This window comes from Streptomyces sp. NPDC047706 (assembly GCF_043204795.1).
Taxonomy (GTDB): domain Bacteria; phylum Actinomycetota; class Actinomycetes; order Streptomycetales; family Streptomycetaceae; genus Streptomyces.
Window position 1 is genome coordinate 347,958 of sequence record NZ_JBIDCW010000002.1, and the last position, 19,510, is coordinate 367,467.

The following is a 19,510-nucleotide window of genomic DNA, read 5'->3' on the forward strand; positions in this document are numbered from 1 at the left end:
AGTCTTCGGCCGGATGGCCGAGCCCCGGGCTCCGGGCTCCGGGCTCCGGGCTCCGATCAGGGTTCAGGCCGTCAAGGGGCCGCGCCCCCAGGCTCAGCGGTCCGGCTCGGGGTCCTTCAGCCAGCCGATCAGCTCGTGGGAGAAGGCCACCGGGTCCTCCTCGTGCGGGAAGTGGCCGAGGCCGTCGAACAGGCGCCAGCGGTACGGCGCTTCGACGTACTCGCCGGAGCCCGCCGCGCTGCGGGTGCGCATCACCGGATCCAGGGAGCCGTGCAGATGCAGGGTCGGCACGCGGACGGGCCGCTTCATCCGGCGGTTGAACTGGATGCCGTCGGGGCGTGCCAGGGAGCGGACCAGCCAGCGGTACGGCTCGACGGAGCAGTGCGCCGTCGACGGGATGCACATCGCACGCCGGTACGTGTCCACCGCCTCGTCCTCCGGCACCCGCGGCCCGGCCCAGTCCCGGATCAGCCGGCCCACCAGGGCCCCGTCGTCCGCGACGAGCTGCCGCTCGGGGATCCACGGCCGCTGGAACCCCCAGATGTGCGAACTGGCCGCCGTCTGCCGCATGTCGGCGAGCATCGCCGAACGCCAGCGCCGGGGGTGGGGCATCGACGCCACCGCCAGGCGGCGCACCAGCTTGGGCCGCATCACCGCCGCCGTCCACGCCAGATAACCGCCGAGGTCGTGCCCCACGAGCGCCGCGTCCGGCTCGCCGAGCGAGCGGACCACGCCGGTGATGTCGAGGGCGAGGTTGGCCGGGTCGTAGCCGCGGGGCGTGCGGTCGCTGCCGCCGACGCCCCGCAGGTCCATGGCGACGGCCCGGAACCCGGCGTCGGCGAGCGCGACCAGCTGGTGGCGCCAGGTCCACCAGAACTGCGGGAAGCCGTGCACCAGCATCACCAGCGGCCCGTCTCCCAGCTCCGCGATGTGGAAGCGCGCGCCGTTGGCCGCCACGTCCCGGTGCGTCCAGGGGCCGTCGGGCCGGACGACCGAGCCGGGCTGCGCCGAAGGGATGTCGGGTTCCGTCATGACGACGAGCGTGCCACAGCCTCGATGGCCTCCGGGGCGCGGTCCCGCGGAAGCTCGGTCAGCGCGGGCCGCTCCGGGCGCGGATGGGGCTTGGCCTTCTGCAGGACGCCCGCCGACTCCTTCACCGACGCGGCCACCTTCTGCGGGCCCTTGCTCTTCTTGGCCTTCTTCGCGAAGACCAAGCCGATCAGCGCCAGAACGACGGCGATCAGAACGTTCGCGGCGAAGGACAGCAGGAAGCAGAGCGCCAGGTTCCAGTCGGTCCAGGTGTGGATGCCGTACGCCAGGGCGAAGTTGAGCATAGGCAGGGAGAAAAGGAGCACCCCGCCCGCCACCATGAACGCGCCGCCGCTCGTCGCACCGCGCTTGACGTCCTGCCTCAGCTGGGCCTTGGCCAGCGCGATCTCGTCGTGCACCAGTGCCGACATGTCGGCCGTCGCCGAGGCGAACAGCTGGCCGATGCTGCGTTCGGCGCCGACCGGGCTGCCGTCGGGTGCGCTCATCGCGGTCTCCCTCTTCTCCGTACTACGGGGTCCGTCCGTGTCGGACTGTGCACGGTCCCGTCTTTTGTACCGTCCCGTCAGATCATGCCGGACCGTCGCCCTCGTCGCCTGCCCCGCCGCCCACTTCCGCGAGCTCGGCCGCCCTGACTTCGGCGAGCCGGCGGTGCTCGGCGGCCTTGTGGTCGTAGATCTCCGCCATCCTCAGGTGGTACGCCGGGTCGCCCTCCTCGTAGATGTCGGGGATGCCGTCGAGGTCGTCGTCGCGGTCCTCGGCCTCGCACAGCCTGCGGTACTTGGCGTTCCGTATCTTCAGCAGCACCGTCGCGATCAGGGCCGCCGTCAGCGAGCCGGCCAGTACGGCCGCCTTGATCTCGTCCGTCATCGCCGCGTCGCCCTCGAACGCGAGCTCGCCGATGAGCAGCGACACGGTGAAGCCGATGCCGGCCAGCGAGGCGACCGCGAAGACGTCCGCCCACTCCAGGTCGTCGCTGAGGGAAGCCCGGGTGAAGCGGGCGGTCAGCCAGGTGCCGCCGAAGATGCCGGCCATCTTGCCGACGACCAGACCGAGGACCACGCCCAGCGTCTCCGGCTTGGTGAACACGTCCCCGAGGACGCTGCCGGAGACCGCGACGCCCGCGCTGAACAGGGCGAACAGCGGCACGGCGAGGCCGGCGGAGATCGGGCGCACGAGGTGTTCGATGTGCTCGCCGGGGGAGTGATCCTCACCCTTGTGGGTGGAGCAGCGCAGCATCAGGCCCATGGCGACGCCGGCGATCGTGGCGTGCACGCCGCTGTTGTACATCAGCGCCCAGACGACCAGGGCCAGCGGGACGTAGATGTACCAGCCGCGTACGCCCTTGCGGAGCAGCAGCCAGAAGACGCCGAGTCCGACGACGGCGCCGCCGAGGGCGGCGAAGTTGATCGAACTGGTGAAGAAGATCGCGATGATCAGGATCGCGAACAGGTCGTCCACCACGGCGAGCGTCAGCAGGAAGGCACGCAGGGCGCTCGGCAGCGACGTACCGATGACCGCGAGCACGGCGAGCGCGAAGGCGATATCCGTGGCGGTGGGCACGGCCCAGCCGGCCAGGGAGCCACCGCCGAGTCCGCTGGTGAGGGTGTAGACCAGCGCCGGTACGGCCATCCCGCACAGGGCGGCGACCACCGGCAGGACGGCCGCCCTGGGGTCCCGCAGATCACCGGCGACCAGCTCACGCTTGAGTTCGATGCCGGCGACGAAGAAGAAGATCGCGAGCAGGCCGTCCGCGGCCCAGTGCGCGATCGAGAGGTCGAGGCCGAGGGCGGCCGGGCCTATGTGGAAGTCCGCGACGGTTTCGTAGCTGTTCCCGAGCGCGGGCAGGTTCGCCCAGATCAGGGCGATGACCGCGGCGACGAGCAGCAGCACACCGCCGACCGTCTCGGTGCGCAGCGCGTCCGCGACGAAGTTTCGCTCGGGCAGGGACAGCCGGGTGAAAACCTTGCGGGCGGGGCGGGGAACGGTCACGGGAAGACCTCCGGTCGGTGGGCAGCACGAACTACATGCCGACCAGACTTCCCGGCGCACCTTTGACCCTTGTCGCGTTGTTGACGCGTTTCTTAGCTTACCTAAGATGCGGCGGGCCGGTCAGGTGATCTTCACGGTACGGGCAAAAGGGGCACTCGGCACGACTGCCGCCCGCCACCGGCGTCAGTCGTGCCGAGTGCCCCTTTCCGGCCCGACTCAGTCCTCGCTGGACGCCGCCGGGAGCTTCGCCTGGATGAGATCCATGACCGTGGAGTCGGTCAGCGTGGTGACGTCACCCAGCTGACGGTTCTCCGCGACGTCGCGCAGCAGGCGGCGCATGATCTTGCCGGAGCGGGTCTTCGGAAGCTCCGCCACCGGCAGGATCCGCTTGGGCTTGGCGATCGGGCCGAGGGTGGCGCCGACGTGGCTCCGCAACTCGGCGACCAGGCCCTCGGTCTCCGCCGCCGTACCCCGCAGGATCACGAAGGCGACGATCGCCTGGCCGGTCGTCTCGTCCGCCGCCCCCACCACGGCCGCCTCGGCGACGGCGGGGTGGGAGACGAGGGCGGACTCGACCTCGGTGGTGGAGATGTTGTGCCCGGAGACGAGCATCACGTCGTCGACGCGGCCCAGCAGCCAGATGTCACCGTCGTCGTCCTTCTTCGCCCCGTCACCGGCGAAGTACCTGCCCTCGAAACGCGACCAGTACGTGTCGAGGAACCGCTGGTCGTCGCCCCAGATCGTGCGCAGCATCGACGGCCACGGCTCGGTGAGGACCAGGTAGCCACCGCCGCCGTCGGGCACCTCGTTCGCCTCGTCGTCCACGACGGTGGCGGCGATGCCGGGCAGCGGGGTCTGCGCCGAGCCGGGCTTGGTCTCGGTGACGCCGGGCAGCGGCGAGATCATCATGGCGCCCGTCTCGGTCTGCCACCAGGTGTCCACGATCGGGGTGCGGTCGCCGCCGATGTGCTTGCGGTACCAGATCCAGGCCTCGGGGTTGATCGGCTCACCGACCGAGCCCAGCACCCGCAGGCTGGAGAGGTCGAACTTCGCGGGGATGTCGTCGCCCCACTTCATGAACGTCCGGATCGCGGTGGGCGCGGTGTAGAGGATCGTGACCTTGTACTTCTGCACGATCTCCCAGAAGCGGCCCTGGTGCGGCGTGTCCGGGGTGCCCTCGTACATCACCTGGGTCGCGCCGTTCGCGAGCGGCCCGTACACGATGTAGGAGTGCCCGGTCACCCAGCCGACGTCGGCCGTGCACCAGTACACGTCGCTCTCCGGTTTGAGGTCGAAGACCGCGTGGTGGGTGTACGACGTCTGGGTGAGGTAGCCGCCGGAGGTGTGCAGGATGCCCTTGGGCTTGCCCGTGGTGCCCGAGGTGTAGAGGATGAACAGCGGGTGCTCCGCCTCGAACGCCTCCGGCGTGTGCTCGGGGGACTGACGCTCGACGAGCTCGTGCCACCACACGTCCCGGCCCTCGGTCCAGGCGACCTCCTGGCCGGTGCGGCGCACGACGAGGACGTGCTCGACGTTGCCCGCCTTCTCGGCCGCCTCGTCCACGGCCGGCTTCAGCGCGGACGGCTTGCCACGCCGGTAGCCGCCGTCGGAGGTGACGACTACCTTGGCGTCCGCGTCCTGGATACGGGTCGCGAGCGCGTCGGCCGAGAAGCCGCCGAAGACCACGGAGTGCGCGGCGCCGATCCGGGCGCAGGCCAGCATCGCGACCGCGGTCTCGGGGATCATCGGCATGTAGACGGCGACCCGGTCGCCCTTGCGCACGCCCAGTTCCAGCAGGGCGTTGGCGGCCTTGGAGACCTCGTCCTTGAGCTCGGCGTAGGTGAGGGCGCGGCTGTCGCCGGGCTCGCCCTCGAAGTGGATGGCCACGCGGTCGCCGTGCCCGGCCTCGACATGCCGGTCCACGCAGTTGTACGCGACGTTGAGCTCGCCGTCCTTGAACCACTTCGCGAACGGCGGGTTCGACCAGTCCAGCGTCTCCGTCGGCTCCTTGGCCCAGGTCAGCCGGCGGGCCTGCTCGGCCCAGAAGCCGAGCCTGTCAGCCTTGGCCTGTTCGTACGCCTCCGCCGTGACATTGGCGTGGGCGGCCAGGTCGGCGGGTGGCGCGAACCTGCGCTCCTCTTTGAGCAGGTTGGCCAGGCTCTCGTTGCTCACGACATCTCCCTCTCGAAGGGTGTCCGTTGTGTCCCAGGCCACAGCTCATCAGACCTGGTGGCCCGATGACAAGGGTCGACGGAATATTGGTTTAGACCTGTGGGTGGGCGTGGTCATGGCATGCCCGGGCGGGGGCGTGCCATGACCGGGCGGGGCAGGCATGTGCGGTCGGGGGCGTGCCATGACCGGGCGGGGCAGGCATGTGCGGTCGGGGCGGGCGGGGCGGGGGCGCGCCGGAACGGGGACGAGGACCGGCAGGCCTTCCCGATGCCCGGCCGGCCGGCGGGCCGTCCGTCCGTTTCCGGATGCCGGGTCGTCCCGTCGTCCGGTGATCCGTTCCCCGATGCCTCGCCGTCCCTTCCCGATGCCTCGCCGTCCCTTCCCGATGCCCGGTCGTCCCGTCCCGACGTCCGGTCATCCGTTCCCACGGACGGCGGCCGGAACAGGTTCAGCCGTGTAACTCCCCTCACATCCCGGACCGCCCGTTCGTGAACGGGTCACGAACGGGCGGTCCGGGTGCCGGCTCACGCGGACAGGCCCGCCGCACGGACCGTGTCGAACACGAGATCCTCAGCCGTCTCTGTGAGCAGGTACGACTGTGCCTCGCCGACATGGAAGTACATCCCGTGCAGCTCCAACGCGCCCTCACGCAGCGCCCGGGAGACCGACTCGTGAGCGCGCAGGTGCTCCAGCTGCTGCACGACGTTGGTCAGGCACAGCTGCTCGGTCACGTCCGCGGGTGGCCGTCCGGCCAGCCGGGGCCGGGGCCGGCCGTCGCCGGCGATGCGCTCCAGGCTGGGCAGCCCGTGCCGCAGCCAGCGCCTCAGCGGCGTGCGGGCACTGCCGGGCTCGGAGTTGAGCAGCGCCTGCATGGCTCCGCAGCCCGAGTGGCCGCACACGGTGATGGAGCGCACCCTCAGCACCTCCACCGCGTACTCGATCGCCGCCGCCACCGAGTCGTCGCCGCTCTCCTCCCCCGGCCGGGGCACCAGGTTGCCTACGTTGCGCACCACGAACAGGTCGCCCGGACCACTGGAGGTGATCATCGAGGTGACCAGGCGGGAGTCGGCGCAGGTGAGGAACAGCTGATCGGGACGCTGCCCCTCGCGGGCCAGCCGCGCGAGTTCGCCTCTGACCAGCGGGGCCGTGTTGCGCTGGAAGGCGCTGATTCCCCGGGCCAGTTGGTGGTTGCCGACGGTGTCGGTGGGGGTGGGGTCGGGATGGGGCGTGGGGTTGAGATCGGGCGTGGGGTTGAGAGCGGGTTTGGGGGTCAGATCGGGCTTGGGGCTGTGATGGGGAGGGGGGGTGAGATGGGGAGGGAGGTTGAGATCGGGCGTGGGGTTGGGTGTGCCGGTGGGGGTGTAGGGGGCGCTGGAGTGGGGGGTGGGGGCGGGGGCGTCCCCGGTGGTGAGCGCCGACGTGGCGGTGCAGGAGGTGGTGGGGGCCTGGGGGTTGCCTGTGGTGATGGGGTGGGGGGAGGTGAGGGGGGCGAACGAGGAGGTGGGGTCGTTGCGGCGGCCGGGGGTGTTCGCCTGGCCGTGGTCGCCGGGGCGGTCGTACAGGTGGTCGTGGCCGATCGGACGGTCGAGGGCGCCCGGACTGCCGGAGCCGGCCGGGTGGCCCAGGGCGTTCCGGCGACCGGGGGGCTCACGGTGGGCGGAGCCGTCCGAACGGTCGTAACCGGTGGAGCCGTTGCAGTCGGCTGTGCCGTACGAACCCTGCGGGCTTGCGAAGCTCGGCCGGTCCGCCGGGCCATTCGTGCCCTGGGATCCGGACGGCCTTGCGTAGCCCTGCGCTGCCTCCGAGCCCGTCGGTCCACGGGAGCCGCATGGGCCGGCGGAGTCCGCCGGGCTCACGAAACCGTTCCACCCCACGGAGACCTCGAGGCCCTCCAGGCCCTCCAGGCTCGCGGAATCCTTCCATCCCACGAAGCTCTTGGGACGCTGGGAGCCGGTGGAGCCCTGGGGGGCCACGAGGCCCTTTGCGCCCGTCGTGCTCGCGGAATCCTTCCATCCCACGAAGCCCTTGGGGTTCTTTGAACCGGCGGACACCTGAAGGCCCACGGAGCTCTTCACGTCCAAGGCGCTCACTGAGCCCTCAGCCCCTACCGAGCCCATGGTCCCCGCCGAGCCCGCTGCGCTCACCGCGTCCACAGAGCTCCCGGCGCCCGAAGTGCTCGCCGGACCACCGGATGCGCCCGGCTCCGCGTACCGCCCCGCCGCCCCCGGTGCCGTCGGGGGCGGCGTCTGCTGCACCTCGCACTGGTGGTTGCGCCATGGCGTCCAAGGGCTGCAGCGGCAACCGGCGGACGCGTCCGGCTCGTCGGTCCCGGTCTCCCCCGAGTGGCCGGGGAAGTTCATGGGCTCGGCGATACGGACGCCGGCGCGGCGGCCGATCAGCTCGACGGTGCCGTCCGTCGCGGTGTGGGTGTTCTGCCAGTCCTGCAGCGTCTCGTACGCCGCGTGGTCCATGAAGGAACCGTCCAGCTCGACGAGAACGTCGGCCCCTTGCGGCACGAGATGCAGGGCCCGGCTCAGGCGCGGCACCGCGAGGAAGGTCAGCTGCCCTCTGACTTGTACGTGATGGACTCCTTCCGTCACTTCATGGGTGATCCGGGTGCGGGTGAGGCGGTGCAGGGCGACGCCGACGGCAACGGCGATCCCGAGCGCGACGCCTTCCAGGACGCCCATGAGCACCACACCGAGGGTGGTGACCACGTACACCAGCACCTCACGGTGGCGGGTCACCGTGCGGATGTGGTTCAGGGACACCATCTGGATGCCGACGGCCATCACCAGGGCCGCGAGCGCGGCGAGCGGGATGAGCTCCAGGATCGGGACCATCAGCAGGGTGGCGATCACTACGAGAACGCCGTGCAGCATCGTGGAGTTCCGGCTCACGGCACCGGCGTGCACATTCGCGGTGCTGCGCACGGCCACGCCCGCGACCGGCAGCCCGCCGAGTCCGCCGGAGACGATGTTGGCCGCGCCTTGACCGAGCAGCTCACGGTCCAGGTCGGAGCGGGGGACACGGGTGGCACGGCCGGGCCGGGCGGCGGCCATCTTGTCGACGGCGACGGCGCCGAGCAGTGACTGCACGCTGCACACCAGCGTGGTGGTGAGCACCGCTGCGACCAGGCCCAGCGCCGGGCCCTCGGGCAGTCCGGCCAAGGCGTGGCTGCTCCAGTTGGGCAGCTCCACCTTGGGCAGGGTGAGTCCGGCCAGCGAGGCGGCCGCGGTGGCCCCGGCGACGGCGACGAGTGCGGCCGGTGCCTTGCGTAGCAGGCTGCCTGCCCGGCCGGGCAGCCGGGGCCAGGCCAGCAGCAGCGCCAGCGTGAGCGCGCTTGTCGTGATGGCGGCCGGATGCAGCTGGGCGAGTTGTGCGGGCAGCGCGCGCAGATTGTCCAGGACGGCGCTCTGCGGGGTGCCACCGAGCACGATGTGCAGCTGGGCGACGGCGATGGTGACGCCGATGCCGGCCAGCATGCCGTGCACGATCGCGGGGCTGACGGCCAGCGCGGAGCGGGCCACGCGCAGGCAGCCCAGGCCGAGTTGGGCGAGCCCGGCGAGGACGGTGATGGCGCAGGTCGTACGCCATCCGTAGCGGTGGATGAGGTCGGCGGTGACGACCGTGAGGCCGGCCGCCGGGCCGCTCACCTGGAGCGGGGAGCCGCCGAGCCGTCCGGCGACCAGACCGCCCACGGCCGCGGCGACGAGCCCGGCCTGCAGCGGCGCGCCGGTGGCGAGGGCGATGCCAAGGGACAGCGGCAGCGCGATCAGGAAGACGGAGATGGACGCCGACACGTCGGCTCCGGCGATGCGGAACCTGCGGCGCCGGGCCGGTGGCGGACTGTGGGGTTGATGGGCTTCGTTCGGTCGGTGCGGGTCGGGGGCACGAGTGGGGACGCAGGCTGACATTTTCCCGTCTCCTCCGGGGCAGCGCGGTCGCGGTAACTGGTGGTCCCCGCCGGGGCGGGGTGGGTCGCGGCCGTGGGTCACGGCGTGCAGTGGCGGGATCAGCAACTTTCAGTAAACGAATCGTAATCCAGAGTAAAGGTAGAGCATGGATTTTCCGGGCAAATGGGTTAATCAATCACTCCGGTGAGTGATGTGAGCATTTCATCGGCTTGTCGTACTAATTCCTTCTCCGTGCCGTGCCACCGTGACGGCGCTGCCGACTCATCGACTGGAGAAGGAAGGTGGGCGGGATGGCCGCCACCCGGAGGATCGCCGCGGGCGCCATGGGCGCCGCGGTCTGTGCCCTGTCACTCGCCGGCTGCGGGACCGGCTCCGAGCGTGCGGAGGGAGGGACTTCCGGGCCGCAGGGCGCGCCTGCGCCCAAGAGCGCGGTCCGGCTGATCGGAGACGGCTCCACCGCGTTCACCGGTGCGCAGCCCCATCTGCCCCGCCCGGAACGGCTGAAGCCCGGTCAGAGGCCGCCCCAGTTCGTGGTCTTCTCCTGGGACGGCGCGGGCGAGGACAGCCAGCGGCTGTTCTCGCACTTCCGCGAGGTGGCCAAGGCCAACAACGCCACGATGACGTACTTCCTCAGCGGTGTGTACCTGCTGCCCGAGGACAAGCGTGACCTCTACAAACCCCCGCAGCACTCACCGGGCCGCTCCGACATCGGATTCAACGACCGGCAGGGCATCGCCGACACCGTGAAGCAGTTGCGGCTGGCGTGGCTGGAGGGCAACGAGATCGGCACCCACTTCAACGGCCACTTCTGTGGCACCGAGGGCGGTGTCGGCCAGTGGTCGGTGGAGGAGTGGAAGGACGAGATCGCCCAGGCCAAGCAGTTCGTCAAGTCCTGGAAGACCAACAGCGGCATGACCAAGGCCGCACCGCTGCCCTTCGACTACGACCGGGAACTCATCGGCGCTCGCACCCCGTGCCTGGAGGGTCAGGCCAATTTCCGCAAGGCCGCCCGGGCACTGGGCTTCCGCTACGACACCAGCGGCGTCAACAACCAGGTGTGGCCGGGCAAGAAGGAGGGGCTGTGGGATCTGTCCATGCAGTTGGTGCCCTTCCCCGGACACGACTACGAGCAGCTGACCATGGACTACAACTTCATGGTCAACCAGTCGGGCACCACCACCCAGGGTGATCCCGCCAAGTACGAGTACTGGGGCAACCAGATGCGCGACGGCCTGCTCCAGGGCTTCCAGCGGGCGTACGACGGCAACCGCGCGCCCCTGATCATCGGCAACCACTTCGAGTCGTGGAACGGCGGCACCTACATGCGTGCCATCGAGGATGTCGTCGAGCAGGTGTGCACCAAGCCCGAGGTGCGCTGCGTGTCGTTCCGCCAGCTGGTCGACTGGCTGGACGCCCAGGACCCGAAGGCGCTCGCGAAGATGCGCACGCTGAAGGTCGGCGAGGCCCCGAAGAAGGGCTGGGAGTCCTTCCTGTCCGCCCGCCCCGCTCCGGCCCCGAAGGGTGCGCCCGGGGCGCCGGCGGACCGACTGTAGGTGCAAGGCGTCGTCCGTCAGGCGTCGTCCGTCAGGTGTCAGGTGTCAGGCGTCGTCCGTCAGGTGTCAGGCGTCGTGCGCCAGGCGTCACTGTCGCGGTCAGGTGCCGGACATCAGCCTCGCGGCGTCAGGCGTGGTCACGCGTCGTCAGGCGGGTTCGACGACCCCTTCGCCGAGCACGAAGTCGGGGTCGACCTGGGCCGCCAGGTCGGCCCCGTGCCGCTCGTTGGCCCAGGACCGGGCGTTCTTCAGGTGGAAGTGCACCATCTGCCGGGTGTAGCGCTCCCAGTCGCGGCGTTCGTACGTCGCGTCGGCGGTCGCCCGGAGCGTGTCCAGGGCGCGGCGGTTGGCCTCCTCCAGCTGCTCGAAGCGGGGCGGCCGGCCCTTCTCCATGGCGCGCACCCAGTCGGAGTGCCCGACCGTCACGAGCAGGTCGTCCCCGACTTCGGCGCGGAGGTAGTCGAGGTCGTCCTGGCCTTGGACCTTGTTGCCGACGACCTTCAGCTCGACGCCGAAGTCGCGGGCGTACTCCTTGTACTGGCGATAGACGGAGACTCCCTTCCGGGTCGGCTCGGCGACGAGGAACGTGATGTCGAAGCGGGTGAACATGCCCGAGGCGAAGGAGTCCGAACCAGCCGTCATGTCCACCACGACGTACTCGTCGGGCCCGTCCACCAGGTGGTTCAGGCAGAGCTCCACCGCTCCGGTCTTGGAGTGGTAGCAGGCGACCCCGAGGTCCGCGTCCGTGAAGGGGCCGGTGACCATCAAACGGACGGCCCCGCCATCGAGTTCCACCGGCCGGGCGCAGGCGTCGTAGACCGGGTTGTCCTCGCGCACCCGCAGCAGCCGCGATCCCTCGCCGGGTGGTGTGGTCTTGATCATCGACTCGGCTGAGGCGATGCGGGGGTTGGTGCCGCGCAGGTAGTCCTTGATGAGCGCCAGCCGGTCGCCCATGGCGGGCAGTCCGGCGGACTCCGTCTCGTCGAGGCCGAGCGCGGGCCCGAGGTGCTGGTTGATGTCCGCGTCGATCGCGACGACCGGGGCGCCGGCGGCCGCGAGGTGGCGGACGAACAGGGAGGACAGGGTCGTCTTACCGCTGCCGCCCTTGCCGACGAAAGCAATTTTCATGTTCATCAAGCGTAGTGGCGCCGGGAATCCGGGACCGGCGTTGCGTGAAGAAGACCACTCCTTCGTGGGGTTTCCGCGGTGGGTGCGTAGGGTCGTACTCATGAGTACGACAGGCGCGACCGCCGATCCGCTAGCCGCCCTGGGCCTGCTCCCCGGTGTGGCCGATTCCGTGGAATCCGTGCGCAAGGCCGTGGACCGGGTCTACGGGCACCGGATCATGCGCAGGCGCAGCAACGAGATCACCTCCGAGGCCGCACTGCGCGGAGCCCGTGGCTCCGCCGCGCTGTCCGGTGCGGACTGGGCCCTCGAGGAGGTGCGCCGGCGTACCGACTTCAGCGGCGACGACGAGGCGCGGGTGGTGGGCGGGGCGCTCCGGCTGACCGCGGAGGCGGGACAGCTGCTGTCCATCTGGCGGCAGTCGCCGCTGCGGGTGCTGGCCCGTCTGCACCTGGTGGCGGCGGCGGACAAGGCCGACCAGGTCGGGCGGCCCCGGCAGCAGGGCGAACCGGTCGGCGAACCGCTGATCGAACAGCCGCTCCCTGACGCCGACGAGGTGTCCGGGCGTCTGGAGGGGCTGTCCGAGCTGGTCATCGCGGGGAGTTCGGCGCCCGCCCTGGTGCTGGCGGCCGTCGTGCACGGGGAACTGCTCGCCCTGCGCCCCTTCGTCTCCCACAACGGTTTGGTGGCGCGCACGGCCGAGCGGATCGTCCTGGTCGGCAGCGGACTCGACCCGAAGTCGGTCTGTCCGGCCGAGGTGGGACACGCCGAGCTGGGCCGTGCGGCCTATGTGGCGGCGTTCGAGGGTTATGTCTCGGGAACTCCCGAGGGCATGGCGGCGTGGATCGCGCACTGCGGCCGGGCGGTCGAGCTGGGCGCGCGCGAGTCGACGGCGGTGTGCGAGGCGCTCCAGCGCGGGGCGGCGTAGGCCGTCGGGATCCTCTGAGGCGCGCCGGGTGGTGTTCATGGGTCATCCGCGGTGTGGCGCGCGCCGGGAGGCCCGGGGCCAGGTGCCCTGAACAGGGTTGCGGCGGTACGAGTTCTCGTACCGCCGCTGGCATGAGCACCGGGTTACCAGGCGTCCTCGATATGTGCCCATCAGGTGGGGATCTTTGCCCGTCACCTGGTGCGGCTGGCCCGTAATCGACGGGTCGACGTCGCGTGGGTGCCCGGTGTTCATGCGCGGTCCGTGGGGCCGAATGCGTTGTGAAGGGTGATCCTCTCGGATGTCCTTGGTCTCGCGGGCCGTGTCTCCTTTGTACTCCAGGCGGGTGACAAGCGGAAGTGCTCACCTTACTTCTTTACTTGTGAATTCAATACTTGCGACTTCAATGGCGTAAGGGGTGGGCGCCGGTATTTCAGCGGTGATCGGGCAGGGTGAACCGCCAGGTCAGGCCGTGGCTGCCCGGCGGCGACTCGCGTACCAGACAAGGCCGGCCGTGGCCGCCGCCGCACCTATGGCGGCCGCCGCGACCAGGGCGGGACGCGGCGGTACGGAGAACGCGGGCAATCGCTGCTTGAGTCTGACCGGGCGGTGGAAATCGAGAATCGGCCACCCGCGCGCGAGTGCCTCTCGGCGCAGGGCACGATCGGGATTCACCGCGTGCGGATTGCCCACCGACTCCAGCATCGGAACATCCGTCGCCGAATCGCTGTACGCGTAGCAGCGTGAAAGGTCGTACCCCTCGGACTCTGCCAGCTCCCGGACCGCCTCCGCCTTCGTGGGGCCGTAGGCGTAGTACTCCACCTCGCCCGTGAAGCAGCCGTCGTCCCCCACCACCATGCGGGTGGCGACCACGCGGTCGGCGCCGAGCAGCTCGCCGATCGGCTCGACCACCTCCGCACCCGACGTGGACACGATCACCACGTCGCGGCCGGCGATGTGGTGCTCCTCGATGAGGGACGCGGCCTCGTCGTAGATGATCGGATCGATGATGTCGTGCAGCGTCTCGGCGACGATCTCCTTGACCTGCTGGACGTTCCAGCCGCGGCACAGCGCGGACAGGTACGCGCGCATGCGCTCGATCTGCTCGTGGTCGGAGCCCCCCGCCAGGAAGACGAACTGGGCGTATGCGGTGCGCAGTACGGCCCGGCGGTTGATCAGGCCGCCCTGGTAGAACGACTTGCTGAAGGTGAGCGTGCTCGACTTCGCAATGACTGTCTTGTCCAGGTCAAAGAAGGCCGCTGTGCGGGGCATCGAGTGGTTTTCCACGCCCCAGAGCATAGGGGCAGCCCATTCGGCGTAAGGTGTGGCGTGTGGGTTTGCCTGAGAGGGCTCTCGGGTACACCATGGAAGTCACGGATCGTTCGCGACCGTGCTAACCCGGTCCGACTCCTCCCCCCCCGAGTCGGCCGTGGGGACGACCCCCGCTCTCCCCCCCGGCGGGGGTCGTCGCATGTCCGGGTGGGTTTTTTCTCTCTCAGCGGCCACCGGGCCGCATCGAGGCGGCTGCGGCCGCCTCTTCGACATGCCCGCAGACCGTCACGGTACGTAGTCGTCGGACTGCTCTGCGGAAGTCGCACAGGAGATGGCGCGGAGTCACCGGTATGGGTGACAGCGATATTCACAACCATCGGGTTGTCCACAGTTATCGACCAAGATCCACACGATTTCCGGGATCGCTGCACCGTGATTCCTGCGCGGCCCGCTCGCGGCGAGTTCCTGGCCGGATCGGATTGCCGGGCGCGCATGGCCGGATTGCGTCGGCCGTTCATATGGAGGCCGGTTGCCGGTTCTTCACATGTATGCGAATCGCGGGGCCGCAGGGGCCGCGCGAGCGAAGCGGAGAAGCAGCGAAGGGGGAAACAAACCGTGGCCGGAACCGTCACACACGATCCGCCGTCCGCCGCCGGAGGGCGGCAGAGCCGACCGCTGATCGTCACCGAGGACGCCGAACTGCTCGACGACCTGCTGCGCCTGTGCGCGGCGGCCGGAGCCACCCCGGAGGTCCACCACACCGTGCCGGACCGCAGCGGCGGCTGGGAGGCAGCGCCGCTGGTCCTGGTCGGGGACGACGCGGCCCGGCGGGTGCGCGGGGCCGCGCGCAGAAGAGGGGTGGTGCTGGTCGGCCGCGACCAGGACGACCCCGGGGTATGGAAGCGCGCAGTCCAGATCGGCGCGGACCACGTCCTGATGCTGCCCGACGGCGAGCAGTGGCTGGTCGACCGGATCGCCGACGTCGCCGAAGGCGTCGGCAGGCCCGCGCTCACCGTCGGCGTGATCGGCGGCCGGGGTGGCGCCGGTGCGTCCACGCTGGCCTGCGCGCTCGCCGTGACCTCCGCGCGTGAGGGACTGCGCACCCTGCTCGTGGACGCCGATCCGCTGGGCGGCGGACTCGACGTGCTCCTCGGCGGCGAGACCGCCGAGGGCCTGCGCTGGCCGGCCTTCGCCGCCTCCCGTGGCCGGGTCGGCAGTGGCGCCCTGGAGGAGTCACTCCCTGAGCTGCACTCCCTGAGGGTGCTCAGCTGGGACCGCGGCGACTGTGTCGCCATCCCGCCCCAGGCCGTACGGGCGGTGCTGGCCGCGGCCCGCCGCCGGGGTGGCGCGGTCGTGGTCGACCTGCCGCGGCGGATCGACGAGGGGAGCGCGGAAGCGCTCGCCCAGCTCGACATCGGGCTCCTGGTGGTCCCCGCCGAACTGCGCGCGGTCGCGGCCGCCGGACGGGTGGCCTCCGCGGCCGGCATGGTCGTGCGCGATCTGCGGGTGGCGGTACGCGGGCCGTACGCGCCCGGCCTCGACGACCGCGAGGTGGCCCGGCTGCTGGTGCTGCCGTTGGCCGGCGAGGTGCCCGTGGAGTCCGGGCTGCTTCGACCGGCCGAGGGCAGGACGCCGCCCGGCGCGGGCGGGCGCGGTCCCCTGGCCCGGTTCTGCACCCAGTTCTGGGAGCGGGCGCTGGTCGAGGCGGGTGCGGCATGAGCACCTTCACGGGGCCCCTGCTGGACGGCGTGCGCGAGTGGCTCGCCGACAGCGGCGCCGAGCCCACACCCGCGCGCGTGGCGCAGGCACTGCGGGAACAGGGCCGGGTGCTGGGCGACGCGGAAGTCCTCGGCGCCGCGGAGCAGTTGCGGTCCGAGCTCGTCGGCAGCGGGCCGCTGGAGCCACTGCTCGCCGATCCGTCGGTGACCGACGTGTTGGTCCCGGCGCCCGACCGGGTGTGGGTCGACCGGGGCGGCGGCCTGGAACTGACGACCGTGACCTTCCCCGACGCGGCGGCCGTACGACGCCTCGCGCAGCGACTGGCCGCGGTGGCGGGGCGGCGCCTGGACGACGCCCGGCCGTGGGTCGACGCCCGGCTGCCGGACGGCACCAGGCTGCATGCCGTGCTTGCGCCGGTCGCCGTCGGAAGCACCAGCCTGTCGTTGCGAGTGGTACGCCCGCGCGCGTTCACACTCGACGAACTGGTGGCGGCGGGCACGGTCCCGCCCGGTGGTGACCGGGTCCTGCGGGCGCTGCTGCAAGCGAGGCTGTCCTTCCTGATCAGCGGGGGCACGGGCACCGGGAAGACGACCTTGCTGAGTGCGCTGCTGGGGCTGGTGGGGCCGGACGAGCGGATCGTGCTCGCCGAGGACTCGGCGGAGTTGCGCCCCGACCATCCTCACGTGGTGCGTCTGGAGACCCGGCCCGCGAACCAGGAGGGCGCCGGACTCGTGACTCTGGAGGACCTGGTCCGGCAGGCGTTGCGGATGCGGCCCGACCGGCTGGTGGTCGGTGAGGTGCGCGGGGCCGAGGTGGTGCATCTGCTGGCCGCTCTGAACACCGGCCACGAGGGCGGGTGCGGGACTGTCCATGCCAATGCCGCCGCCGACGTCCCCGCTCGCCTCGAGGCCCTCGGCACGGCGGCCGGTCTCGACCGGGCCGCGCTGCACAGCCAGTTGGCGGCCGCACTGTCGGTCGTACTGCACCTGGTGCGGGACCGGAACGGCAGACGGCGGATCGCTGAGGTGCATGTGCTGGAACGTGACCCTTCGGGACTGGTGCGGACCGTTCCGGCCTTGCGGTGGGACCCGGAGGCGTTCGTACGGGAGCGGGGGTGGGGGCGGTTGCGGGGGCTGCTGTGTGGTGGCGGCTCAGGGCCGGTCGAGGACGAGCAGCGACTGCCGTGCGGGAGTGACGAGATGAGGGGCGAGCGGCATGGGTGAGACGGCGATGAGTGCGGCCCTGGTGTGTGCCGGGGCGGCCGCGTGGCTGATGGGCGGATGGCATTCGGGGACGGCCCGGCGGGCGCAACTGCTGCTGGCCGGTGGCGGGGTGGAGGGCAGCGGTCCTCCCGCGTGGCGGCGCTGGGCGGATGAGTTGCGGCGGATCCGTGGGCGGCTGCGGGCCGAGTGGTGGGCGCCGGTCGCCGGGCTGGTGCTCGGGGTGCTGGCGTCGTCGGTGCTGCCGGCCGTCGCGGGGGCGGCCGGGATGCCGGTGCTGCGGCGGGTGCGGCTGGCCGGGGAGGCGCGGCGCGCGCGGGAACGGCGAGGCGATGCGGTGATCGCGCTGTGCTCGGCACTCGCGGGCGAGGTGCGGGCCGGACGGCAGCCGGGCGAGGGCCTGTTACGGGCCGCTTGGGACTCCGGAGGGCTCGGTGAGGCGCAGGCGGCGGTACTGGCGGCGGCGCGGTTCGGCGGGGACGTGCCGGGAGCGCTGGCGACGGCGGCACGGCAGCCCGGGGCCGAGGGGCTGCTGGGACTCGCTGCGTGCTGGCGGGTCGCGGTCGACCGGGGCGCGGGTCTCGCGTCGGGACTCGACCGGCTGGAGGCCGCCCTGCGGGCGGAGCGGGACAAACGGGCCGAGCTCCGGGCGCAGCTGGCGGGTTCGCGCTCCACGGCGGTGATGCTCGCGGCGCTGCCGGCCCTCGGCATCCTCCTCGGCACCGCGCTCGGCGCCGACCCGCTGCACGTACTGCTGCACACCGGCGCGGGCCTGGGCTGCCTGCTGGTGGGCGGGGTGCTGGAGGGCGTGGGGCTGTGGTGGGCGCTGCGCATCGTGAGGGGAGCCGAGGCGGCGTGAGTACGGAAGTTGTCCACAGGCTGGGGGTGGCCCTGGGGGTCTTGTCAGCCCTGGCGTGTGTCACGCACTGGGCGGTCGGCGCACGGCGGCAACGCCGGGCGCGCAGGCGGATGGCCGAGCTGCTGGGCCGTGAAGCCGCTGCCCCACGGCCGCGCCGGTACGTCGCGGACGAGGTACGGCGCTGGTGGCCGGCGGCCGCCGTGGTCGGTGCCGGGTGGGTGCTGGTCGGCGGGGGCGTGGGTGCCGTCGTGGGCCTGGCCGCCGCCGTCGGGGTGTGGCGATGGCGTGATCGGCAGACAGCCGCCGCGGCCGCGGACGAGGCTGTCGACTCGCGCGAGGCGGCCCGGCAACTCCCGCTGGCCGCGGACCTCGTGGCCGCGTGCATCGCGGCCGGCGCCGGTCCAGTGATCGCCGCGCAGGCCGTGGGCGAAGCCTTGGGTGGTCCGGTGGGGGAGGCGCTGGCGCGCGGGGCGGCGGAGGTACGGCTCGGCGGTGAACCGGCGGGGGCGTGGCGCAGGCTGGCCGCCGCACCGGGCGCGGCAGCGCTGGCGCGACTGCTGGAACGGGCCGGCGTGTCCGGGCTCCCCGCGGCCGCACCGGTCGCGCGGATCGCCGCGGACGCCCGCGCCGACTGGGCCCGCGGCGCCACGGCACGGGCACGCCGGGCGGCGGTCATGGTCACGGCACCGGTCGGGCTGTGCTTCCTTCCCGCCTTCATCGCGGTCGGTGTGCTGCCCGTCGTGATCGGGCTGGCGGGTGGGGTGCTGAGAGGGGGTGGCGGCTGATGGGCGCCTGAGAGCGTGCGAGCGCGGCTCGCGCAGGGACGAACGGCAACTGGCGGACGGACAGACGGAACGGAACCTCATGGGGGTTGAGATGTGCAAGGCGGTACAGGCACGCGTGCGTGCGCTGGTGTGGCGGATGCGCGGCATGCGGAAGGAGGCCGGGATGGTCACCTCCGAGTACGCGGTGGGAATCGTCGCGGCGGCGGCCTTCGCGGTGCTGCTCTACAAGGTCGTGACGAGCGGGCAGGTCAGCGCGGAACTGCAGAGCATCGTCAAGGAGGCCCTCAATGCGCGGATGTAGGTGGCGGGGGCAGGGCGCGGACCGGGGGTTCGTGACGGCGGAGGCGGCGCTGGTGCTGCCCGTGCTGGTGATGTTCGCGATGGGGCTGGTCTGGGCGCTGCTCGTGGCGGCCGCGCAGATCCAGTGCGTGGACGCGGCCCGGACAGGAGCCCGCGCGGCGGCCCGGCAGGACCCGCACGACGCGGTCGTCCAGCTCGCCCGCGAGGTGGCACCGCGCGGGGCGAAGGTCGCGCTCAGCCGGGAGGGCGACCGGGTCCGGGTGGCGGTCGTGGCCAGGTCGCCGGTGCTGGGACGCCTGTCCTACGAGCTGCGGGAGGAGGCGGTCGCGGTCGTGGAGGGGGCGGTGGTGGAGGGACGGGAGGCGGGTCGTTGAGGGGCGGAGGCGGCTCTGTGAGGGGCGGCGGCGGGTGCTTGGCGGTGGTGGTGGCGGGAGGGGAGGCGGGGCGGGTAGGGGTGAGGGCGGTTGCGGAGGGGGGTGAGGGCGGCCCGGACGGGCGGATCGGGCGGCGCGCCCTGATCATCGGCGGGGCCGCGGCCGTGGTAGGGGCGGTGGCGGGACGGGAAGCGGGGCGTTGAGAGGAGCTGGTGGCCCCATGAGGGGCGGTCGTGGTCGCGGAGGGGGA

The 19,510-nt window shown here is 71.8% G+C and carries 15 protein-coding genes; 8 read left to right on the plus strand and 7 right to left on the minus strand.

The window, feature by feature from the left end:
* Positions 1–93: 93 nt before the first annotated feature.
* From ACGF8A_RS03540 to ACGF8A_RS03560, 5 genes are all read right to left on the minus strand, one after another.
* Entirely contained in the window at positions 94–1,032 is a 939-nt protein-coding gene (locus tag ACGF8A_RS03540; protein ID WP_393103773.1) for an alpha/beta fold hydrolase, read from the minus strand.
* On the minus strand, positions 1,029–1,535 hold the full coding sequence (locus tag ACGF8A_RS03545) for a phage holin family protein (RefSeq protein ID WP_393103775.1): 507 nt from the start codon (positions 1,533–1,535) through the stop codon (positions 1,029–1,031). The genes ACGF8A_RS03540 and ACGF8A_RS03545 overlap by 4 nt, the downstream gene beginning before the upstream one ends.
* Positions 1,536–1,617: 82 nt before the next feature.
* Entirely contained in the window at positions 1,618–3,039 is a 1,422-nt protein-coding gene (nhaA, locus tag ACGF8A_RS03550; protein WP_393103777.1) for a Na+/H+ antiporter NhaA, read from the minus strand.
* A 216-nt stretch (positions 3,040–3,255) separates the two neighbouring features.
* Positions 3,256–5,211: an acetate--CoA ligase gene (acs, locus tag ACGF8A_RS03555; protein ID WP_393103779.1), complete on the minus strand. Its 1,956-nt coding sequence runs from the start codon at positions 5,209–5,211 to the stop codon at positions 3,256–3,258.
* A 524-nt stretch (positions 5,212–5,735) separates the two neighbouring features.
* Positions 5,736–9,014, minus strand: coding sequence for a SulP family inorganic anion transporter (locus tag ACGF8A_RS03560; RefSeq protein ID WP_393103781.1), 3,279 nt, complete (start codon positions 9,012–9,014; stop codon positions 5,736–5,738).
* Between the two features lie 404 nt (positions 9,015–9,418).
* On the opposite strand from ACGF8A_RS03560, the gene ACGF8A_RS03565 reads away from it, so the two are divergent.
* Positions 9,419–10,681, plus strand: coding sequence for a hypothetical protein (locus tag ACGF8A_RS03565; RefSeq protein ID WP_393103783.1), 1,263 nt, complete (start codon positions 9,419–9,421; stop codon positions 10,679–10,681).
* 147 nt (positions 10,682–10,828) lie between these two features.
* Here the strand turns inward: ACGF8A_RS03565 and ACGF8A_RS03570 are convergent, their stop codons facing one another.
* The gene (locus ACGF8A_RS03570; protein ID WP_393103785.1) at positions 10,829–11,815 is read right to left on the minus strand and encodes an ATP-binding protein; all 987 of its coding nucleotides are present in this window, start codon (positions 11,813–11,815) and stop codon (positions 10,829–10,831) included.
* A gap of 94 nt (positions 11,816–11,909) precedes the next feature.
* On the opposite strand from ACGF8A_RS03570, the gene ACGF8A_RS03575 reads away from it, so the two are divergent.
* Positions 11,910–12,734 (plus strand): oxidoreductase, encoded by an 825-nt coding sequence (locus ACGF8A_RS03575; RefSeq protein ID WP_393103787.1) that lies wholly within the window; start codon positions 11,910–11,912, stop codon positions 12,732–12,734.
* 462 nt (positions 12,735–13,196) lie between these two features.
* Here ACGF8A_RS03575 and ACGF8A_RS03580 read toward each other — a convergent pair whose 3' ends face one another.
* Positions 13,197–14,030, minus strand: a complete 834-nt coding sequence (locus ACGF8A_RS03580; protein ID WP_393103789.1) for an HAD family hydrolase — start codon at positions 14,028–14,030, stop codon at positions 13,197–13,199.
* A 588-nt stretch (positions 14,031–14,618) separates the two neighbouring features.
* Between ACGF8A_RS03580 and ssd the strand changes: the two genes are divergently transcribed.
* From ssd to ACGF8A_RS03610, 6 genes are all read left to right on the plus strand, one after another.
* Positions 14,619–15,722 carry a septum site-determining protein Ssd gene (ssd, locus tag ACGF8A_RS03585; protein WP_393103791.1) on the plus strand — a complete coding sequence of 368 codons (1,104 nt, stop codon included), beginning with the start codon at positions 14,619–14,621 and terminating at the stop codon, positions 15,720–15,722.
* Positions 15,719–16,945: a TadA family conjugal transfer-associated ATPase gene (locus ACGF8A_RS03590; RefSeq protein WP_393103793.1), complete on the plus strand. Its 1,227-nt coding sequence runs from the start codon at positions 15,719–15,721 to the stop codon at positions 16,943–16,945. Before ssd ends, ACGF8A_RS03590 begins: the two co-directional genes overlap by 4 nt.
* Entirely contained in the window at positions 16,938–17,801 is an 864-nt protein-coding gene (locus ACGF8A_RS03595; RefSeq protein ID WP_393103795.1) for a type II secretion system F family protein, read from the plus strand. Before ACGF8A_RS03590 ends, ACGF8A_RS03595 begins: the two co-directional genes overlap by 8 nt.
* A complete protein-coding gene (locus ACGF8A_RS03600) occupies positions 17,798–18,586 on the plus strand; it encodes a type II secretion system F family protein (protein WP_393103797.1) in 789 nt (262 codons plus the stop codon). Before ACGF8A_RS03595 ends, ACGF8A_RS03600 begins: the two co-directional genes overlap by 4 nt.
* Before the next feature lie 91 nt (positions 18,587–18,677).
* Positions 18,678–18,887 carry a DUF4244 domain-containing protein gene (locus ACGF8A_RS03605; protein ID WP_393103845.1) on the plus strand — a complete coding sequence of 70 codons (210 nt, stop codon included), beginning with the start codon at positions 18,678–18,680 and terminating at the stop codon, positions 18,885–18,887.
* Positions 18,874–19,260 carry a TadE family type IV pilus minor pilin gene (locus tag ACGF8A_RS03610; RefSeq protein ID WP_393103799.1) on the plus strand — a complete coding sequence of 129 codons (387 nt, stop codon included), beginning with the start codon at positions 18,874–18,876 and terminating at the stop codon, positions 19,258–19,260. The genes ACGF8A_RS03605 and ACGF8A_RS03610 overlap by 14 nt, the downstream gene beginning before the upstream one ends.
* The last annotated feature ends 250 nt before the right edge of the window (positions 19,261–19,510 follow it).

Excerpts from the sequence above, each read along its gene's own strand:
- ACGF8A_RS03580 (WP_393103789.1), bottom strand. The coding sequence starts at position 14,030 with ATGCTCTGGGGCGTGGAAAACCACTCGATGCCCCGCACAGCGGCCTTC.
- ACGF8A_RS03590 (WP_393103793.1), top strand. The coding sequence starts at position 15,719 with ATGAGCACCTTCACGGGGCCCCTGCTGGACGGCGTGCGCGAGTGGCTC.
- ACGF8A_RS03575 (WP_393103787.1), top strand. The coding sequence starts at position 11,910 with ATGAGTACGACAGGCGCGACCGCCGATCCGCTAGCCGCCCTGGGCCTG.
- ACGF8A_RS03595 (WP_393103795.1), top strand. The coding sequence starts at position 16,938 with ATGGGTGAGACGGCGATGAGTGCGGCCCTGGTGTGTGCCGGGGCGGCC.
- ACGF8A_RS03605 (WP_393103845.1), top strand. The coding sequence starts at position 18,678 with ATGTGCAAGGCGGTACAGGCACGCGTGCGTGCGCTGGTGTGGCGGATG.
- ACGF8A_RS03565 (WP_393103783.1), top strand. The coding sequence starts at position 9,419 with ATGGCCGCCACCCGGAGGATCGCCGCGGGCGCCATGGGCGCCGCGGTC.
- ACGF8A_RS03540 (WP_393103773.1), bottom strand. The coding sequence starts at position 1,032 with ATGACGGAACCCGACATCCCTTCGGCGCAGCCCGGCTCGGTCGTCCGG.
- ACGF8A_RS03570 (WP_393103785.1), bottom strand. The coding sequence starts at position 11,815 with ATGAACATGAAAATTGCTTTCGTCGGCAAGGGCGGCAGCGGTAAGACG.
- ACGF8A_RS03610 (WP_393103799.1), top strand. The coding sequence starts at position 18,874 with ATGCGCGGATGTAGGTGGCGGGGGCAGGGCGCGGACCGGGGGTTCGTG.
- ACGF8A_RS03545 (WP_393103775.1), bottom strand. The coding sequence starts at position 1,535 with ATGAGCGCACCCGACGGCAGCCCGGTCGGCGCCGAACGCAGCATCGGC.